At 62.0% G+C, this 14602-nt stretch carries 14 protein-coding genes and 1 pseudogene; 3 read left to right on the top strand and 12 right to left on the bottom strand.

Features of this window, described 5'->3' with window-relative positions:
* Positions 1-631 precede the first annotated feature (631 nt).
* The 4 genes from LOY26_RS00460 to LOY26_RS00445 form a co-directional block, all read right to left on the bottom strand.
* Positions 632-1102 (bottom strand): inhibitor of vertebrate lysozyme family protein, encoded by a 471-nt coding sequence (locus LOY26_RS00460; protein ID WP_258714278.1) that lies wholly within the window; start codon positions 1100-1102, stop codon positions 632-634.
* Positions 1103-1104: 2 nt separating this feature from the next.
* On the bottom strand, positions 1105-1266 hold the full coding sequence (locus LOY26_RS00455; protein WP_003252966.1) for a DUF1328 domain-containing protein: 162 nt from the start codon (positions 1264-1266) through the stop codon (positions 1105-1107).
* 54 nt (positions 1267-1320) lie between these two features.
* A complete protein-coding gene (locus LOY26_RS00450; protein WP_033702541.1) occupies positions 1321-1611 on the bottom strand; it encodes a hypothetical protein in 291 nt (96 codons plus the stop codon).
* Positions 1612-1785: 174 nt separating this feature from the next.
* A complete protein-coding gene (locus tag LOY26_RS00445) occupies positions 1786-2607 on the bottom strand; it encodes a BON domain-containing protein (protein WP_186663671.1) in 822 nt (273 codons plus the stop codon).
* Positions 2608-2816: 209 nt separating this feature from the next.
* On the opposite strand from LOY26_RS00445, the gene algB reads away from it, so the two are divergent.
* Both algB and LOY26_RS00435 read left to right on the top strand, forming a co-directional pair.
* Positions 2817-4163, top strand: coding sequence for a sigma-54-dependent response regulator transcription factor AlgB (gene algB, locus LOY26_RS00440; protein WP_258714277.1), 1347 nt, complete (start codon positions 2817-2819; stop codon positions 4161-4163).
* Positions 4160-5938 (top strand): KinB sensor domain-containing domain, encoded by a 1779-nt coding sequence (locus LOY26_RS00435; protein ID WP_258714276.1) that lies wholly within the window; start codon positions 4160-4162, stop codon positions 5936-5938. The genes algB and LOY26_RS00435 overlap by 4 nt, the downstream gene beginning before the upstream one ends.
* 15 nt (positions 5939-5953) lie before the next feature.
* Here the strand turns inward: LOY26_RS00435 and LOY26_RS00430 are convergent, their stop codons facing one another.
* From LOY26_RS00430 to LOY26_RS00395, 8 genes and pseudogenes are all read right to left on the bottom strand, one after another.
* Positions 5954-7573, bottom strand: a complete 1620-nt coding sequence (locus LOY26_RS00430) for an EAL domain-containing protein (protein WP_186663673.1) — start codon at positions 7571-7573, stop codon at positions 5954-5956.
* A 72-nt stretch (positions 7574-7645) separates the two neighbouring features.
* Positions 7646-8422, bottom strand: coding sequence for an N-acetylmuramoyl-L-alanine amidase (locus LOY26_RS00425; RefSeq protein WP_186655315.1), 777 nt, complete (start codon positions 8420-8422; stop codon positions 7646-7648).
* Positions 8423-8501: 79 nt separating this feature from the next.
* Entirely contained in the window at positions 8502-8894 is a 393-nt protein-coding gene (locus tag LOY26_RS00420) for a hypothetical protein (protein WP_258714275.1), read from the bottom strand.
* A gap of 100 nt (positions 8895-8994) precedes the next feature.
* Positions 8995-10938 carry a GGDEF domain-containing protein gene (locus LOY26_RS00415; protein WP_186655328.1) on the bottom strand — a complete coding sequence of 648 codons (1944 nt, stop codon included), beginning with the start codon at positions 10936-10938 and terminating at the stop codon, positions 8995-8997.
* A 27-nt stretch (positions 10939-10965) separates the two neighbouring features.
* A pseudogene (locus LOY26_RS00410) lies at positions 10966-11798 on the bottom strand (endonuclease/exonuclease/phosphatase family protein).
* 33 nt (positions 11799-11831) lie between these two features.
* Positions 11832-12464 carry a thiol:disulfide interchange protein DsbA gene (gene dsbA / locus LOY26_RS00405; RefSeq protein WP_186655330.1) on the bottom strand — a complete coding sequence of 211 codons (633 nt, stop codon included), beginning with the start codon at positions 12462-12464 and terminating at the stop codon, positions 11832-11834.
* Between the two features lie 204 nt (positions 12465-12668).
* Entirely contained in the window at positions 12669-13286 is a 618-nt protein-coding gene (locus LOY26_RS00400) for a cytochrome c (protein WP_033702531.1), read from the bottom strand.
* A gap of 31 nt (positions 13287-13317) precedes the next feature.
* Positions 13318-13620, bottom strand: coding sequence for a cytochrome c5 family protein (locus LOY26_RS00395; protein WP_186655332.1), 303 nt, complete (start codon positions 13618-13620; stop codon positions 13318-13320).
* A 201-nt stretch (positions 13621-13821) separates the two neighbouring features.
* Between LOY26_RS00395 and yihA the strand changes: the two genes are divergently transcribed.
* Complete coding sequence (yihA, locus tag LOY26_RS00390; protein WP_033702529.1) at positions 13822-14454, top strand: ribosome biogenesis GTP-binding protein YihA/YsxC; 633 nt, start codon at positions 13822-13824, stop codon at positions 14452-14454.
* The last annotated feature ends 148 nt before the right edge of the window (positions 14455-14602 follow it).

Here is a 14602-nt window from a genome sequence, read left to right as displayed (position 1 = left end):
CTCGGGCCAGCGAAAAGGCGGCAACTATTGCGATGGGGAAGGGGGAAATCTAATGCCTGAAACGTATACCCCATGCCGAAACTGCATAATGATTTACGCTAAAAATGGCATGTCGCAAGTGCTTGATTTATAACGTTCGGAATCCCGAACAAGACCAAAGCGCCATTTTTAGGCAGATTTGGCAGCGTCTTCGGAGGGTGCTAGATGGCTTGTTCGACAATCCGAATGGCCGAAATGCCACTTGCGAAGGGACCCTGGCGGGCGAAAAAAAGTTGATGTACGGTCGAGACAAAATGTGTCTTTGAGGGAAAAACACGCAAGAAGGGTAATTTGCCTGATTGCCTTGACGGTTCCTCGTTGGCTCCTCGGAAGTCAGGTCGGCACAGGGTATCCCTGATGACACCACCGACCCGAGGCTTCCGATTCCGCCTTTCCTGACCCGGCCCATTGCTGGAGGCACTCCCTGTACCCCTAGGCCACTCCGACCCTGCAACAGTCAGAACAGCCCGGCCCCTTGGTCATGTGCTGCCCCTCCTCGGGGCGGCGCATCATAGAAGGCTGAAATATAAAAAGGTTCAGCTTCTATTACGTGACAGTGCATAACCGTTCATCGGTAACGGCTTATAAAAGCTCAGTACCACTTAGGGTCACGCTTGAGTTGCTCGCGCAACATCGCCTGCATGCCATCATCCGGTTCGCCAATAAAGCGGTATTGCGCATGACGGGTAGGCGACTTGTCGCTCGGCAAGCCTTCGGGCACCTCTACGAGCATCCCGTAGGCTTGGTCCTTGTCCCAGCTAAACGCCACGATCAGACGCTTGTAGGTGCAGTTTTGCGCCGTTTCACACAAGGGCCCGACCAGATACTGGTCGCCGTCCTCGGTGACTGCCGACATCTGCTCCTGGGCACTGCCGGTGAGGTTGACTACCCAATCGGGCAAGCGCTCCTCGCCCTTGATCGTGTCCTGCCAGGTTTCCCGGTATTCCGGGTCCGAGCCGAGCAACTGATCGACCCGGACCTGGCCGTCATTGGCCGCCATCGCCGCTGCACTGCTGCCCAGCAAGCAGGCGGCAGCCAGGGCTGTGCAAAGCTTCCTGCGCATCTTCAACCTCGACCACGTCCAAAGAAGAAGGAGGCTACGAACAGGACCAGGAAGACGATGAACAGGATCTTCGCGATACCCGTGGCCGCGCCAGCGATACCACCGAAGCCCAGTACGGCGGCGACAATGGCGATGATGAGGAAAGTGATAGCCCAACTCAGCATGGTGGTTCTCCTTTCTTTTTTGAAATCAATCCGGCTTTGGGGTACAGAACAGGCTCAGAACACCCAGCGATCCTGTGGTACGACGTTTTCCAAGGTGGCCGGTGAAGCGGTGGCATTGCTCGATGGCAGCGGGTCGGCCGCCTTCACGAGGCTGGTGGCACGGGTTGCCTGAATCTGCGTCAGAAGCGCGGTCTGTGCCGCCACTTGCTCCGCCAGACGCGCGGTCTGCCAGCTGTAGTAGAAGAGGCCAGCGGCCAAGGTCAGCAGTAGCGCCATCCCCAGTAACAGGAACTGGCGCAAAGGCAGTGCGACGTTCTGCGAGCGGTTGACGGATTGGCGGTTCATGCCGGCTCCTCCTGCTGTAATTGTTGTTCAAACCTGAACAGATAATTGCAGCCTGCATGCCAGCCTTTGCATCAATAAAAAATCCTTTTAAATCAAGCACTTAAAACAATCACACATTGCACCGAAGGACGTATCCTGCACGATGGCCCCTGGGGCGTCGTGCGAATTGCACGATCAGCCCTCGACCTTGGTCGCCACCTTGAGCAGATCGGCGTCCACACCGCGCACGCCAATGATCTGCCGGGCAATCTCGACAGCAATGGTCTTCTGCTCGCTGCTGACCACTTCGCCCGACAGCCGCACCAGGCCCTCCTCGCTGGCGACCTTGAGGTTCAGGCCATCGAGGTTGCGGCTGAAACGGAAGCTGTTCTGGATCTTGTCGACGATCCAGCTGTCGCTAGGCTGCGGCCCGGTCGGCGCGCCTACCGGGTTGTCGCGCGCCTTGGCCATGGCGGCGGTGTCCAGGCTGACCAGGTTGTTGACCAGGTGCACACCGTCGGTGGTGCGCGCCACTACGCCGGCCAACTCCTTGGCCTCTGCGCTGTCGACCCTGCCGCGCAGCGTCACTACGCCTTCGCTGCTTTGCACTTCTATAGGCGCCTTCTCGGTGGTGCGGCTCCACAGCAGCCGTGCACGTATCACCGCCGCCAACGTTGCGTCCTCCAGCCGCTGGGCATAGGCCCGCAGCTCGAGCGGGCGTTCCACCAGCTGAGCATTGACCTGCAACTGGTTGTCGACCTGTTCGATGCCGCGGGTGGCCAAGGCGACATGCTCGGCCAACTGGCGCTCGACAGCGTTTTCGACCTCACCCGATAGCCGCGCCTGCTTGCCATCCACCACCACCTCGATACGAAAGGGGTTGAGCATGCGGTTGAGCGACAGGGCGGTTTGCAGTGAGCCCTCCAGGCGGGCGTCCTGCACAGGGTCAGCGAATGCCGGGGTCAAGACCGGCAGCAAAGTGGCCGCCAACACGGCCAGTCGTGGGAAAAAGGGCATGGCTATGCCTCCTTTGTTGGCAAAAACAGAAAATAGTCGCAACCAATGTGCCATCGCGCACCTCTAAGCAAATCATCGAGATATCGCGGCTCAAGGGCATTGTTTGGCCATTGGCTAGCATGCAAAGGACAGAATCCTTCAGAATTGACCATGCAACTTGCCCGATTTTTCCCACACTAATTGAAGATCTATCCTAAGGAGCGCAGGAAATGGAATCAGCCCAGGACAAGCAAGGCCGCATTCTGCTGGTGGATGACGAGTCCGCGATCCTGCGCACCTTCCGCTACTGCCTCGAAGACGAAGGCTATAGCGTGGCCACCGCCAACAGCGCCGCGCAGGCCGAAACCCTGCTGCAACGCCAGGTGTTCGACCTGTGCTTCCTCGACCTGCGCCTGGGCGAGGACAACGGCCTCGACGTGCTGGCCCAGATGCGTATCCAAGCCCCGTGGATGCGGGTGGTGATCGTGACCGCGCATTCGGCGATCGACACGGCGGTGGATGCCATCCAGGCCGGTGCCGCCGACTATCTGGTCAAACCCTGCAGCCCCGATCAACTGCGCCTGGCGACCGCCAAGCAGCTGGAAGTGCGCCAACTGTCGGCGCGCCTCGAAGCCCTTGAAGGCGAGGTGCGCAAGCCCAAGGACGGCCTCGACTCGCACAGCCCGGCCATGATGGCGGTGCTGGAAACCGCGCGTCAGGTGGCCACCACCGACGCCAACATCCTCATCCTCGGCGAGTCCGGCACCGGCAAGGGTGAACTGGCCCGTGCCATTCATGGCTGGAGCAAGCGGGCGCGCAAAGCCTGCGTCACCATCAACTGCCCGTCGCTGAATGCCGAACTCATGGAAAGCGAGCTGTTCGGCCATACCCGCGGCGCCTTCACCGGCGCCAGCGAGAGCACCCTTGGCCGCGTCAGCCAGGCCGACGGGGGCACGCTCTTCCTCGATGAAATCGGCGACTTCCCGCTGACCTTGCAGCCAAAGTTGCTGCGCTTCATCCAGGACAAGGAGTATGAGCGTGTCGGCGACCCGGTCACCCGCCGGGCCGATGTGCGCATTCTCGCCGCCACCAACCTCAACCTTGAAGAGATGGTGCGCGAAAGCCGCTTCCGCGAAGACCTGCTGTACCGCCTCAACGTCATCACCTTGCACCTGCCGCCCCTGCGCGAACGCAGCGAAGACATCCTGACCCTGGCCGATCGTTTCCTGGCCCGCTTCGTCAAGGAATACTCCAGGCCCGCCCGTGGTTTCAGCGATGAGGCCAGGGCTGCCCTGCTCAACTACCGCTGGCCCGGCAACATTCGTGAACTGCGCAACGTCGTGGAGCGCGCCAGCATCATCTGCCCGCAGGAACGCGTGGAGATCAGCCACCTGGGCATGGGCGAACAGCCGACAGGCAACGCACCCCGCGTGGGCGCGGCATTGAGCCTGGATGAGCTGGAGCGCGCGCACATCGGCGCCGTGCTGGCCGCCAGCGATACCCTCGACCAGGCCGCCAAGACCCTGGGCATCGATGCCTCGACCCTGTATCGCAAACGCAAGCAGTACAACCTATGAAGTGGCAGATGAAGCTGCGCACGCGGCTTTTCCTCAGCATTTCGGCGCTGGTCACAGTGGCCCTGCTGGGCCTGATGCTGGGGCTGGTCAGCGTGCTGCAGATGGCCACGGTGCAGCAGCAGCTGGTACGGGACACCACCCACGCGCTGGAAGTGGGACTGAAACTGCGGCAAAACCTCGGCGAACAGCTGACCCTGATACTCGATGAGAATACCGCGCCGCAGAACCTGCGGCTGTTGCAGGACAACTTCCAGGCGCTGCTCGACCAAGGGCTCGAACAAGGCGGTGAACGCACCGGTTTCAGTAAGGCCAGCAGCAATTACCAGACCTTCCTCCAGGCCTACCGCGACAGCCCAGCACCTGCGCGCAGCATGGGCAGCGACGAGCCACTGGGGGCAGCCTTCAACCAGCTACGCACCGACCTCATCGATTCGCACAAACAGGCGCTGGAACACATCACCCGCAGTGAAGAACGTACCCGTGATCGCGCCTTGCTGATCAGCGGCGTGCTCGGCCTGATGGGCTTGGCGATACTGGTATTGGGCTTTGTCACCGCGCACAACATCGCGCGACGCTTCGGCCAACCGATCGAAGCCTTGGCCAAGGCGGCCGATCAACTCGGCAAGGGCAACTTCGACGTCACCCTGCCAGTCACCCAGGCCAGCGAGCTCAACCAGCTGACCCGTCGCTTCGGGCTGATGGCCGACGCCTTGCGCAAGCACCAGGCCACCAACGTCGATGAGCTGCTGGCCGGCCAGCAACGCCTGCAGGCCGTGCTCGACAGCATCGACGATGGCCTGCTGATCATTGACCGGCAGGGCCGCCTGGAACACCTCAACCCTGTGGCCCAACGCCAGCTGGGCTGGAACGACAGCCGCCTTGGCAGCACCCTGGCCGAAGCCTTGCAGCGCCCGGAGCTGGAGCAGCAGTTGCGCCAGGTGCTGCGCGGTGGCAGCCTCGATCGCCCGCCAGACGACCTGAACATCGACGTCGATGAAGAAACCCGCCTGCTGACCTACAGCCTGACACCGGTCAGCCACCCTCAGGGGCCGATTCTGGGCGCGGTGATGGTGCTGCACGATGTGACCGAGCAGCGGGCCTTCGAGCGCGTGCGCAGCGAGTTCGTTCTGCGTGCCTCGCACGAACTGCGCACACCGGTCACTGGCATGCACATGGCGTTCGGTCTGCTGCGTGAGCGGGTGAAGTTTCCACCCGAGGCGCGCGAGTACGACCTGCTCGAAACCATCGGCGAAGAAATGCAGCGCCTGACCCAGCTGATCAACGACCTGCTGAACTTCTCTCGTTACCAGAGCGGCTTGCAGAAGCTCGAACTCGCCCCTTGCGCCATCGATGAGCTGCTGGAGCGCGCGCAGCTGCGTTTTGCCGAACAGGCCGCACACAAGCAGATCGAGCTGATCAAGGAACTGGAGCTGCCGCTGCCTCGCATCCAGGCCGATGTCGCCCAGCTCGACCGGGTACTGGACAACCTGCTGCACAACGCCGTGCGCCATACCCCCAGTGGTGGCCGCATACGCCTGCACGCAAGGCGCCATGTCGAGCGCGTGATCATCAGCGTCGAGGACAACGGTGAGGGCATCGCCTATGGGCAGCAGGGGCGTATCTTCGAGCCCTTTGTGCAGGTGGGGCGCAAGAAGGGCGGTGCAGGGCTGGGCCTGGCGTTGTGCAAGGAGATCGTGCAACTGCACGGCGGCCGAATGGGCGTGTTTTCCCGCCCGGGGCAGGGCACCCAGTTCTACATGGCGTTGCCGGTGTAGCCAGCGGGGCGGGCCTCAGGACTCATCGTCGGCCCGCCGTCCAGCCCCCTCGCGCCGGCCGCGGGTGACCAGTTCGGCAAACTGGCGGGCATTCAACGGGCGGGCGAACAGCCAGCCCTGGCCATAGTTGACCCCTTCGCTGTTGAGCAGTACTGCCTGGTCTTCGCATTCGATGCCTTCGGCAATCACCCTCAGGTGCAGGTCATGGGCCATGCGGATGATGTGCGGGGCCACGCCGCTGCTGGCGGCGTCATGCCCCAAGGCATCAATGAAGGCCTTGTCGATCTTCAGGCAGTCGACGGGCAAGGTCTGCAGATAGGCCAGGCTGCAATAACCCGTGCCGAAATCGTCGATCAACACCTGATGGCCCAACGCACGCAGGGCCTGCAGGTTGTCACGGGCCACCACCACGTCGATCAGGCCGCGCTCGGTGACCTCGAAAGCGATCTGGCTGGCCGAGACCCGGTGCTGGGCCAGCAACCGCGCCGCGACCCGGCCGATACGAGGGACCATCACGTCGCACGCTGCAAGGTTCACCGAGATGTACAGGTTGCGGTGCGAACGCAGCAACTGGCCAAGCTGTTCGAGCACACGTTGCAGGACAAAATCGGTGATCTGGCGGATTTGCCCGGTATTTTCGGCCAGGGGTATGAACAGGTCCGGGCTGGTCAGGGTGCCGTCAGGGCGGCGCCAGCGCACCAGGGCTTCGGCGCCGACACAGCGCCGGGTGTCGAGCTCGATGATCGGTTGGTACAGCACCTGCAGCTCGCCTCGGCGCAGCGCGTTTTGCAACTCCGAGCTCATCGACCGGCGCTGCAGAATCAACTGCAGCACCAGCCAGCCGATGCAACAGGCGGCCAGCACGCTGCCGGGGAACAACAGCCAGAGCATGCCGTTCATGCGCAAGGGCAGGCTGGCACGCGGCGCGATCAGCACCAGTTGATAGTCCGGTGATTTGGTTGGCATGCGGTAGATGAGGCGGTCGCTCAGCTCCAGCAGCGACTTGTGGCTGGCCGTCCAGGCCGAGGGCGGGGGCCAGACCTGCGGTGGGCCCAGTACCGGGATTGCCCGCGTACCGTTGTCCAGCACAACCACCAGGCTGCCGCCGGGCGGCAGGTGGACCACATCGGTCAGGTGCCCGCGCGAGGTGGACACCACGAAATTGCCACGCCCTAGCATCAAGGCCGCCAGGTTTTCGTTGGGTTCGGTAGTGGTATTGAGCCAATAGCTGTAGGTCGGGCCCTTGATGTCAGGCGCCCGCAGGGGTTCGAACGCCCGCTCATCACCCCGGTTGGAGCAGGCGACATTGGCATCCACGTAGGCCGCCTCATAAATAAAGCGCGAGCTCAGGCCAACTTGCTGCAACGCCGCCAGCATCTGCGGGCTGCAACCTCGCAAGGGCTGCGCCTGCAAGATATCCACCCCTTCACGCAACTGGCCGAACACCTGTTCGAGGCGTTCGAGAAAGCGCTCTCCCCGGGCATTCATCTGTGCGCTCTCGCTTTGCTTCATCTGCTGCAGGGCAATGCCGATGCTGGCGGTCAGCAACAGCGCGGCGCTGGCCAGCGCCGCCAGTGAGGCCAGCATCCAGGGACGGTAGAAAATTTGGCGCAGCGTGGAGATGAGGGCTGACATCAAGGGCATCCAGTTGATTACTAAGGTATAGCAACTGGATCAGGAATCGCCCTCGCCGTTGGGCGCCTCAGCTCAACGCATGCGGTTGAGCACCTGCAGCATGGCGGCCGTTTGCGCGTCGGGCATGCCATCGAAGCGTTGTGGCCGGAAACGCATCTGGAACGCGGCGATCACATGCCGCGTGGCAACGTCCAGCTCACCGGTTTGCGCGATGGCGTAGCCGAACCGCGCCAGTTCCTGCTGATACCAGCCCACGCTTGGCGGGTTGACGCTGAAGAAGGCTTGTTGACGGGCGACGGCGTTAGCCTCGGGCCAGATACCGATGCCGGCATCAGCCAAACGCTTCCACGGGAACAACGGGCCCGGGTCGAGCTTGCGCAAAGGTGCGATATCGCTATGGCCAACGATGTGCCGGGGGTCGATCTTGTTGCGCGTGACGATGTCCTTGAGCAGTGCGATCAAGGACTGCACCTGGGCTTCGCTGTAGGGGTACCAGACCCGGCCATTGGGAGTGTCGGTGAACCCTGGGTTGACGATTTCGATGCCAATAGAAGTGGAGTTCAACCAAGTGCGCCCCTGCCACTGGCTGTCACCGGCATGCCAGGCACGGCGGCTTTCATCCACCAGCTGATAGACCGTGGCCGGGCCGTCGCCAATCAGGTAATGGCTGCTGACCTCGCCGTGGGTCAACAGCGCCAATGAGCGCTCAAGCGAGGCATTGGTGTAGTGCAGGACGACGAACTGGATACGGTTGTCCTGGTTGACCGAAGGGTGGCTGCGGTCGATGCGCAGGCCCGTCGAGCAGCCGGTCAATATCATCAGTAAAAGCGTTGCTAAAAGGGTCTTCATCGAAAGGGCACGTCAACGTGAATAGATAAGTTAGCCACAGTATAACGAGCCCCTTTCAGACGGCGCGGCTCAAGCAGCCTCAACGCATGCACATCAGCATGAACGCCAGCGAATTGTCTCCACTGGCGCCGTTGACGTCTATCAGCTGGGTGTTAACGGTAACGCCCCCGTCAACACTCGGCATACCAACAACTTTGGCGTGGCCATGCAACAAGCGGGTCTGCGTGCTCCCATCAATCGGCGAAACAGAACAAAACCTGGGGTCCTGCTGAACGATGTGCTTGTTGAGGTGCATCTTGTACTGCGTGAAGTAATTGGATTGCGGTGTCTTTTCTACTTTTTCGATCCATTTCGGCCAAGATCGCAGTACTTCACCCTCGGCGCTGATATGCGCCGTCCAGTGATCATCTGCGGCCATGGCACTGACATGGAATGTCAGGCTCACTATCAGTGGCAGTGTCCATCTGGTCATTTTCGACTCCTGAGTAAGTAGTTCAATCGACCGCTGCTGGTGATTCAGCATCACGGCAAGCCAGTCTCGAACACTTCTCAGCCCGCAACGCGGTAAATATTTACCCCTGCTCCACTCGATTTCGCCCCAAATCCTTGGCCCGGTACAACGCGGTGTCGGCGCGCTTGAGCACCTGGTCGCCGCGCTCGCCCGAGCGAAACGCGCCCAGCCCGATAGAGGCGGTGATCACCACGCGTTCACCCTTGAAGTGGAACGGGCACGCTTCGATGGTCGCACGCAGTACCTCGGCCATCTGGGCGGCGGCCGCTGGCGAGGTCTGCGGGAACAGCAGCACGAACTCCTCACCGCCGTAGCGCGCGATGAAATCGCGCCCTCGCAGGCGTTTGCGCAGCTGGTCGGCGACGATCTTCAACACCTTGTCCCCCGCCAGGTGCCCATAGTTGTCGTTGATGCGCTTGAAGTGGTCCAGGTCGAGGATCGCCATGGCCAGATGGCCGCCACTTTCATGCCAGTCGAGCATCTCGCGTTCCAGGTGCTCGCTCCAGGCCGCGCGATTGGGCAGGCCGGTCAGCGGGTCCAGCAACGCCTTTTGCCGCTGCTCTTCGAGGTGCTCACGATAACCGAGCGCCTCGTGTTCCATGTTCGCCACCCGCTCGGACAGGCCTTGCAGGCGCCCGGCGAGCTCCTGCTCGCGACGATCACGCTCGTGCTTGTGTTCGTCCATGGTTACCAACAGGCCTTCGAGGCGGTTTTCCAGGATGTGCTTGAGGCTGTCCACATCGGCGGCACCTTGCACACTGCTCTGCAGCCCATCGACCTGCTTGCGCAGCTGGGTATCGAGCGCCTGGGCGGCGCTGCTGTTGTCGGCATGCCCGGCACTGGCTTCGTGCAGGTGACTCTGGAAGCTTTCCAGGCGCTCGTTGATCTGTTGCAGGTAGGTCTCGAATTCGTGCTGGCCGCTATCGGTTATCGCCAACATCAGCACCGCTAGGTCATCCAGCACCGGGATCAGCTCATACCAATTCAGCCCACGCGCCACCCGCCCGCGCATTTCCTGGGCCTGGGCCTTGTGCCGTTCGGGCAGGCTGAGGTCGTCGAGCAGACCGATCAGGGTCTGTTCGATGTGTGCGGCCACTTGGCTGTAGGGCGGCTCTACCGCATAGGGCAGGGCATAGGGGCCGTCTTCGCCGAAGGTGTCTTCGAGCGCCTGCGCAGGTTCTGCCTCAGCCGCGGGAGAGATGAGGGTAGTAGCCAGCTCGGGCGCCTCGTCCGGCAAGGACTCAGGTTGTGGCGTGGCCGGCGTGTCTGTGGTTTCGATCAGCGCCGGGCCCTCGGGCGCCTGTGCCTCAGTCAGCGGGGCTGGCAACGGCAGCAGGGCGTCCACATCGTCGGGCTGCGGGTCCTCGGCTGTGCGCTGTACGGGGGCTGCTGCCGGCTGCGGCACTGCGTCTGCCATCACGCCCGCAGGCGCTGCTACCAGCGTAGCCTCGGCGTCGGCGTCAGCTTCGCCGGGTTGCTCGTTCTCACGCCCGCCAAACAAACGCTGCAAAAAGCCCGGCCGCTCTTCCTCGGGCTTGCCCAAGGCAGAGAGTGCGCGGCCTTGCAGGCCACTCAGCTCGCCCAGCAGCGGGGGCAGTTCACGTGACTGGGCGACCCCAACATCAAGCTTCTTCGCCAGCTTTTTCAGCGGCCGCGAGATGTCGCTCGGCAACGGCAGGCCTTGCAGCTGGCTCACCAGCGATGTCAGCGCATCACTGACCTGGTTCATGCGGGTTTCACGGCGCTGCTCGGAGTCCAGCACCGCCTTTTCCAGGCGCGGGATCAGCCCGGCAAGGCCCGCGTCCATATTGTCGCTGCGGATGACCTCGCGCATTTCCTTCATGCACGCGTCCACCACCTTGTCGCTACCTTCGGCGGCCAGGGTGCTGCGCACGAGCCCGCGACGCAGCAGGTCGAGACGTGCGTCCCAACGGCGCTCAAGCTTCTCTTGCTGCTCGATGCTCTTAAGGTATTTCTCTTTCCAGCGCTCAGCGTCGTCAGTCATGCCCAGGTCCGCAAACGGTGATGGCAATTAGCTCAAAACCGGCAGCGTATCCACAGTCAATGCATCAGGCAATCGAATCTCGACGGCAACGGGAAGGTGATCGGAAATTGGCTGCGCCAACACCTCGACACGCTCAAGCGTAAGGGTTGGGCTGAGCAGGATATGGTCCAGGCAACGCTGCGGTCGCCAGCTGGGGAAGGTGGCCTCGACCTGAGGGGCAACCAGGCCCAGATCGCGCAGGGGCGAACGCTCCAGCAGGTCGGTGGCATGGGTGTTCATGTCACCCATCAACACCTGATGGCGGTAGCCGCCGATCAGCTCGCGAATATAGCTGAGCTGCAGGGCACGGGTCTTGGCGCCGAGTGCCAGGTGCATCATCACCACGATCAGCGCATCTTCACCTTCGCCGAAACGCACCAGGATTGCACCGCGACCGGACGGGCCGGGCAAAGGGTGATCTTCAAGGTGTTGCGGCTTGAGGCGGCTGAGCACGCCGTTGCTGTGCTGGGCAAAACGCCCAAGGTTGCGATTGAGCTGCTGGTACCAATAGGGGAAGGCACCCAGGTGAGCCAGGTGTTCGACCTGGTTGATGTAGCCTGAGCGCAGGCTGCCCCCATCGGCTTCTTGCAGGGCCACCAGGTCGAAGTCACCGAGCAGTTGGCCGATCTTCTGCAGGTTGCCGGCACGCCCGGTATGCGGCAGCAGGTGCTGCCAGCTGCGGGTCAGGTAGTGCCGGTAGCGTTCGGTGCTGATGCCGACCTGAATGTTGAAACTGAGCAGCCGCAGGCGACCATCCTCTGGCAGGCCGGGAGCCTGCAGGTGATGCTCGTTGACCTGCGGCTGGTGCAGGCCAATGCCACGCGTGGTTCTGAAGCGGGGCATGGGTACGCCGCTTACTTAGCGGCGCGCTCCTTGTCGATCAGCTGGTCGGCCACTTTAAGCACGCCTTCAGGCCCGCCTGCAGTGCCCAGGTCGAAGCGGTACTTGCCGTTGACGACCAAGCTCGGTACGCCGGTGATTTCGTACTTCTTCGCCAGTTCCTTGGCCTGGTTGACCTGGCCTTTGATGGCGAAGGAGTTGAAGGTGGCGAGGAACTTGTCCTTGTCCACGCCTTGAGTGGCGAGGAAGTCGGCCATGTCCTCTGGGTCGGTCAGGCGTTTGTTCTGGTTCTGGATGGCATCGAACACTGCCGCGTGAACCTTGTGCTCGACGCCCATGGCTTCGAGGGTCAGGAACATCTGGCCGTGTGCGTCCCACGGGCCACCGAACATGGCGGGTACGCGCTTGAAATTGACGTCTGCTGGCAGCTTTTCGGCCCACGGGTTGATGGTCGGCTCGAAGTGGTAGCAGTGAGGGCAGCCGTACCAGAACAGCTCGACCACTTCGATCTTGCCGGGCACGGAAACCGGAACAGGGTTGCTCAGCTCGATATATTCCTTGCCGGCAACAGGCTCGGCGGCCTGAACGGCGGTCATACCGAATACGCTGGCGGCGACCAACGCAGCGCTGAGAATCAGTTTACGCATGCTTTACTCCTGAGCATTCATGGGTCGCCTCGACGCGACCTGTACCTGAGACAGGTCGGGCCAGGCCCGAGTTCTGTAGTGTAACGGCTGCGGACGCAAAAAAGGGCGGTCCGGCCGCCCTTTCATCTTTGGCTTACAACATTAACCGAATGTTAATGCGCCAATTTCTTCGCGGGTTCAGCCGCGAAGAAATCGACAACCACCTCAGTGCAGGCCCTGGATGTAGCTGGCCAACGCTTCGATATCGTGGTTGCTCAGCTTGCCCGCGATGGTGCGCATGGTCGTGGCGTCGCCATCGTTGGTACGCACGCCTTCACGGAACTCGGTCAGCTGCTTGGTCACGTACTGCGCGTGCTGCCCGCTCAGGTGCGGGAAGCCGGCCAAGGCGATACCTGCGCCGTTGGGCGAGTGGCAGCCGGTACAGGCAGGCAGGCCTTTTTCCAGGTCGCCGCCGTTGAACAGGGCACGGCCACGTTCGACCAGCTTGGGGTCGGCCGCCCCGACGCTGCCCTTCTGGCTGGCAAAGTACGCGGCGATATCGGCCAAGTCCTGGTCACTGAAGGCGGCCAGCATGCCGGTCATCTCCAGCACGGTGCGCTTGCCGGACTTGATATCGTGCAGTTGTTTTTCGAGGTAGCGCTGGCCCTGGCCTGCCAGTTTCGGGAAGTTCGGTGCCAGGCTATTGCCGTCGGGGTTGTGGCAGGCACCACAGACGGCCGTCTTGGCCTGGCCGGCGGCGGCATCGCCTTTGATAGGTTGCGCAGCAGTGGCCGCACCTGCGACACCCATGGTCAACAGCAGACTCACGACTAGTTTGTTCATCAGCTAATCCAACACGGCTAAGGGTGAAATGTTATGTATCGGGACTGCCGCTCATCCAAAGGATGACCAAACGGTAGTCCTCGGCACTGCAGTCCATGCACAATCCACGCGGCGGCATAGCCTTGAAACCCTGGGTCACATGCCTCACGAGTACATCCACACCTTGCGCCAGCCTTGGCTCCCACGCTGCCCGGTCACCCCGCTGGGGGGCCTGTGGCAACTGCCCGGCGTGACAGGCCGCACACGTGCGGTTGTACAACACCTCGGGATCCTGTGTAGCCTGTGCGCTGAAAAACGGCAGGAACATACCGACAGCAAGCAGCCATTTCGCCATGCGGAACGACCTTCAGGGTTGGGGGCCGCGCTGCGTTCTGATGCGCGAGCTATTGTTCGACACCCCATGCTCGCTCTCCTTCGCTGGGAGAATGAGCACACAAAAACTGGGGCATTATATACTTCCGCCATCCAAACGGAAACGACACCGCTTGCCAGGCTCGAGCCTTCAGAGTCAGGCAACACCCACATCGGATATCCCATGCAAGTCAAGAACCCCATCCTCGGCCTCTGCCAGAAAGCCACATTCGCCCTCAGCGCTGCCAAGGTCGAACAATGCCCGGACGACCAGGGTTACGAGGTGGCTTTCGCCGGCCGTTCCAACGCCGGCAAATCCAGCGCCCTCAATACCCTGACTCATGCCAGCCTGGCGCGTACCTCGAAAACCCCGGGGCGCACCCAGCTATTGAATTTCTTCAGTCTGGACGATGAACGGCGTTTGGTCGACCTGCCGGGCTACGGTTATGCAAAAGTACCGATTCCGCTCAAGCAGCACTGGCAGCGCCACCTGGAAGCCTACCTGGGCAGCCGCGAGTGTCTGCGCGGGGTGATCTTGATGATGGACGTGCGCCATCCGATGACCGACTTCGACAAGATGATGCTCGACTGGGCCAAGGCCAGCGGCATGCCGATGCACATTCTACTGACCAAGGCCGACAAGCTGACCCACGGCGCGGGCAAGAACACCTTGCTCAAGGTGCAGTCCGAGATCCGCAAGGGGTGGGGCGACGCGGTGACCATCCAGTTGTTCTCGGCGCCCAAGCGCCTGGGGCTCGAAGAGGCCTACCGCGTGCTGGCGGGCTGGATGGAACTGGAAGACAAGCCTGCGGAATAAAGGCTGATCACTGATCCTGGAGCCTTGCCGAAAGGCCGCTCCAGGGATCGTAGGGTGGTCAAATCCCAGGCAAAAAAAACCCCGGACTTCGTATGGGGAGGGGGAAGTTCGGGGTCCAAGTCCGGACCGCTAGGGCGGGGTCCAGATA

The sequence above is a fragment of the Pseudomonas sp. B21-047 genome, assembly GCF_024748775.1.
Lineage (GTDB): Bacteria > Pseudomonadota > Gammaproteobacteria > Pseudomonadales > Pseudomonadaceae > Aquipseudomonas > Aquipseudomonas capeferrum.
The sequence above is the reverse complement of the archived record's forward strand: the minus strand, read 5'-3'. Positions and strand labels throughout refer to the sequence as shown.

Coding starts and splice junctions, on each gene's coding strand:
- LOY26_RS00460 (WP_258714278.1), bottom strand. CDS start 1,102: ATGCGCAGGAAGCTTTGCACAGCCCTGGCTGCCGCCTGCTTGCTGGGC.
- LOY26_RS00455 (WP_003252966.1), bottom strand. CDS start 1,266: ATGCTGAGTTGGGCTATCACTTTCCTCATCATCGCCATTGTCGCCGCC.
- LOY26_RS00450 (WP_033702541.1), bottom strand. CDS start 1,611: ATGAACCGCCAATCCGTCAACCGCTCGCAGAACGTCGCACTGCCTTTG.
- LOY26_RS00445 (WP_186663671.1), bottom strand. CDS start 2,607: ATGCCCTTTTTCCCACGACTGGCCGTGTTGGCGGCCACTTTGCTGCCG.
- algB (WP_258714277.1), top strand. CDS start 2,817: ATGGAATCAGCCCAGGACAAGCAAGGCCGCATTCTGCTGGTGGATGAC.
- LOY26_RS00435 (WP_258714276.1), top strand. CDS start 4,160: ATGAAGTGGCAGATGAAGCTGCGCACGCGGCTTTTCCTCAGCATTTCG.
- LOY26_RS00430 (WP_186663673.1), bottom strand. CDS start 7,573: ATGTCAGCCCTCATCTCCACGCTGCGCCAAATTTTCTACCGTCCCTGG.
- LOY26_RS00425 (WP_186655315.1), bottom strand. CDS start 8,422: ATGAAGACCCTTTTAGCAACGCTTTTACTGATGATATTGACCGGCTGC.
- LOY26_RS00420 (WP_258714275.1), bottom strand. CDS start 8,894: ATGACCAGATGGACACTGCCACTGATAGTGAGCCTGACATTCCATGTC.
- LOY26_RS00415 (WP_186655328.1), bottom strand. CDS start 10,938: ATGACTGACGACGCTGAGCGCTGGAAAGAGAAATACCTTAAGAGCATC.
- dsbA (WP_186655330.1), bottom strand. CDS start 12,464: ATGCGTAAACTGATTCTCAGCGCTGCGTTGGTCGCCGCCAGCGTATTC.
- LOY26_RS00400 (WP_033702531.1), bottom strand. CDS start 13,286: ATGAACAAACTAGTCGTGAGTCTGCTGTTGACCATGGGTGTCGCAGGT.
- LOY26_RS00395 (WP_186655332.1), bottom strand. CDS start 13,620: ATGGCGAAATGGCTGCTTGCTGTCGGTATGTTCCTGCCGTTTTTCAGC.
- yihA (WP_033702529.1), top strand. CDS start 13,822: ATGCAAGTCAAGAACCCCATCCTCGGCCTCTGCCAGAAAGCCACATTC.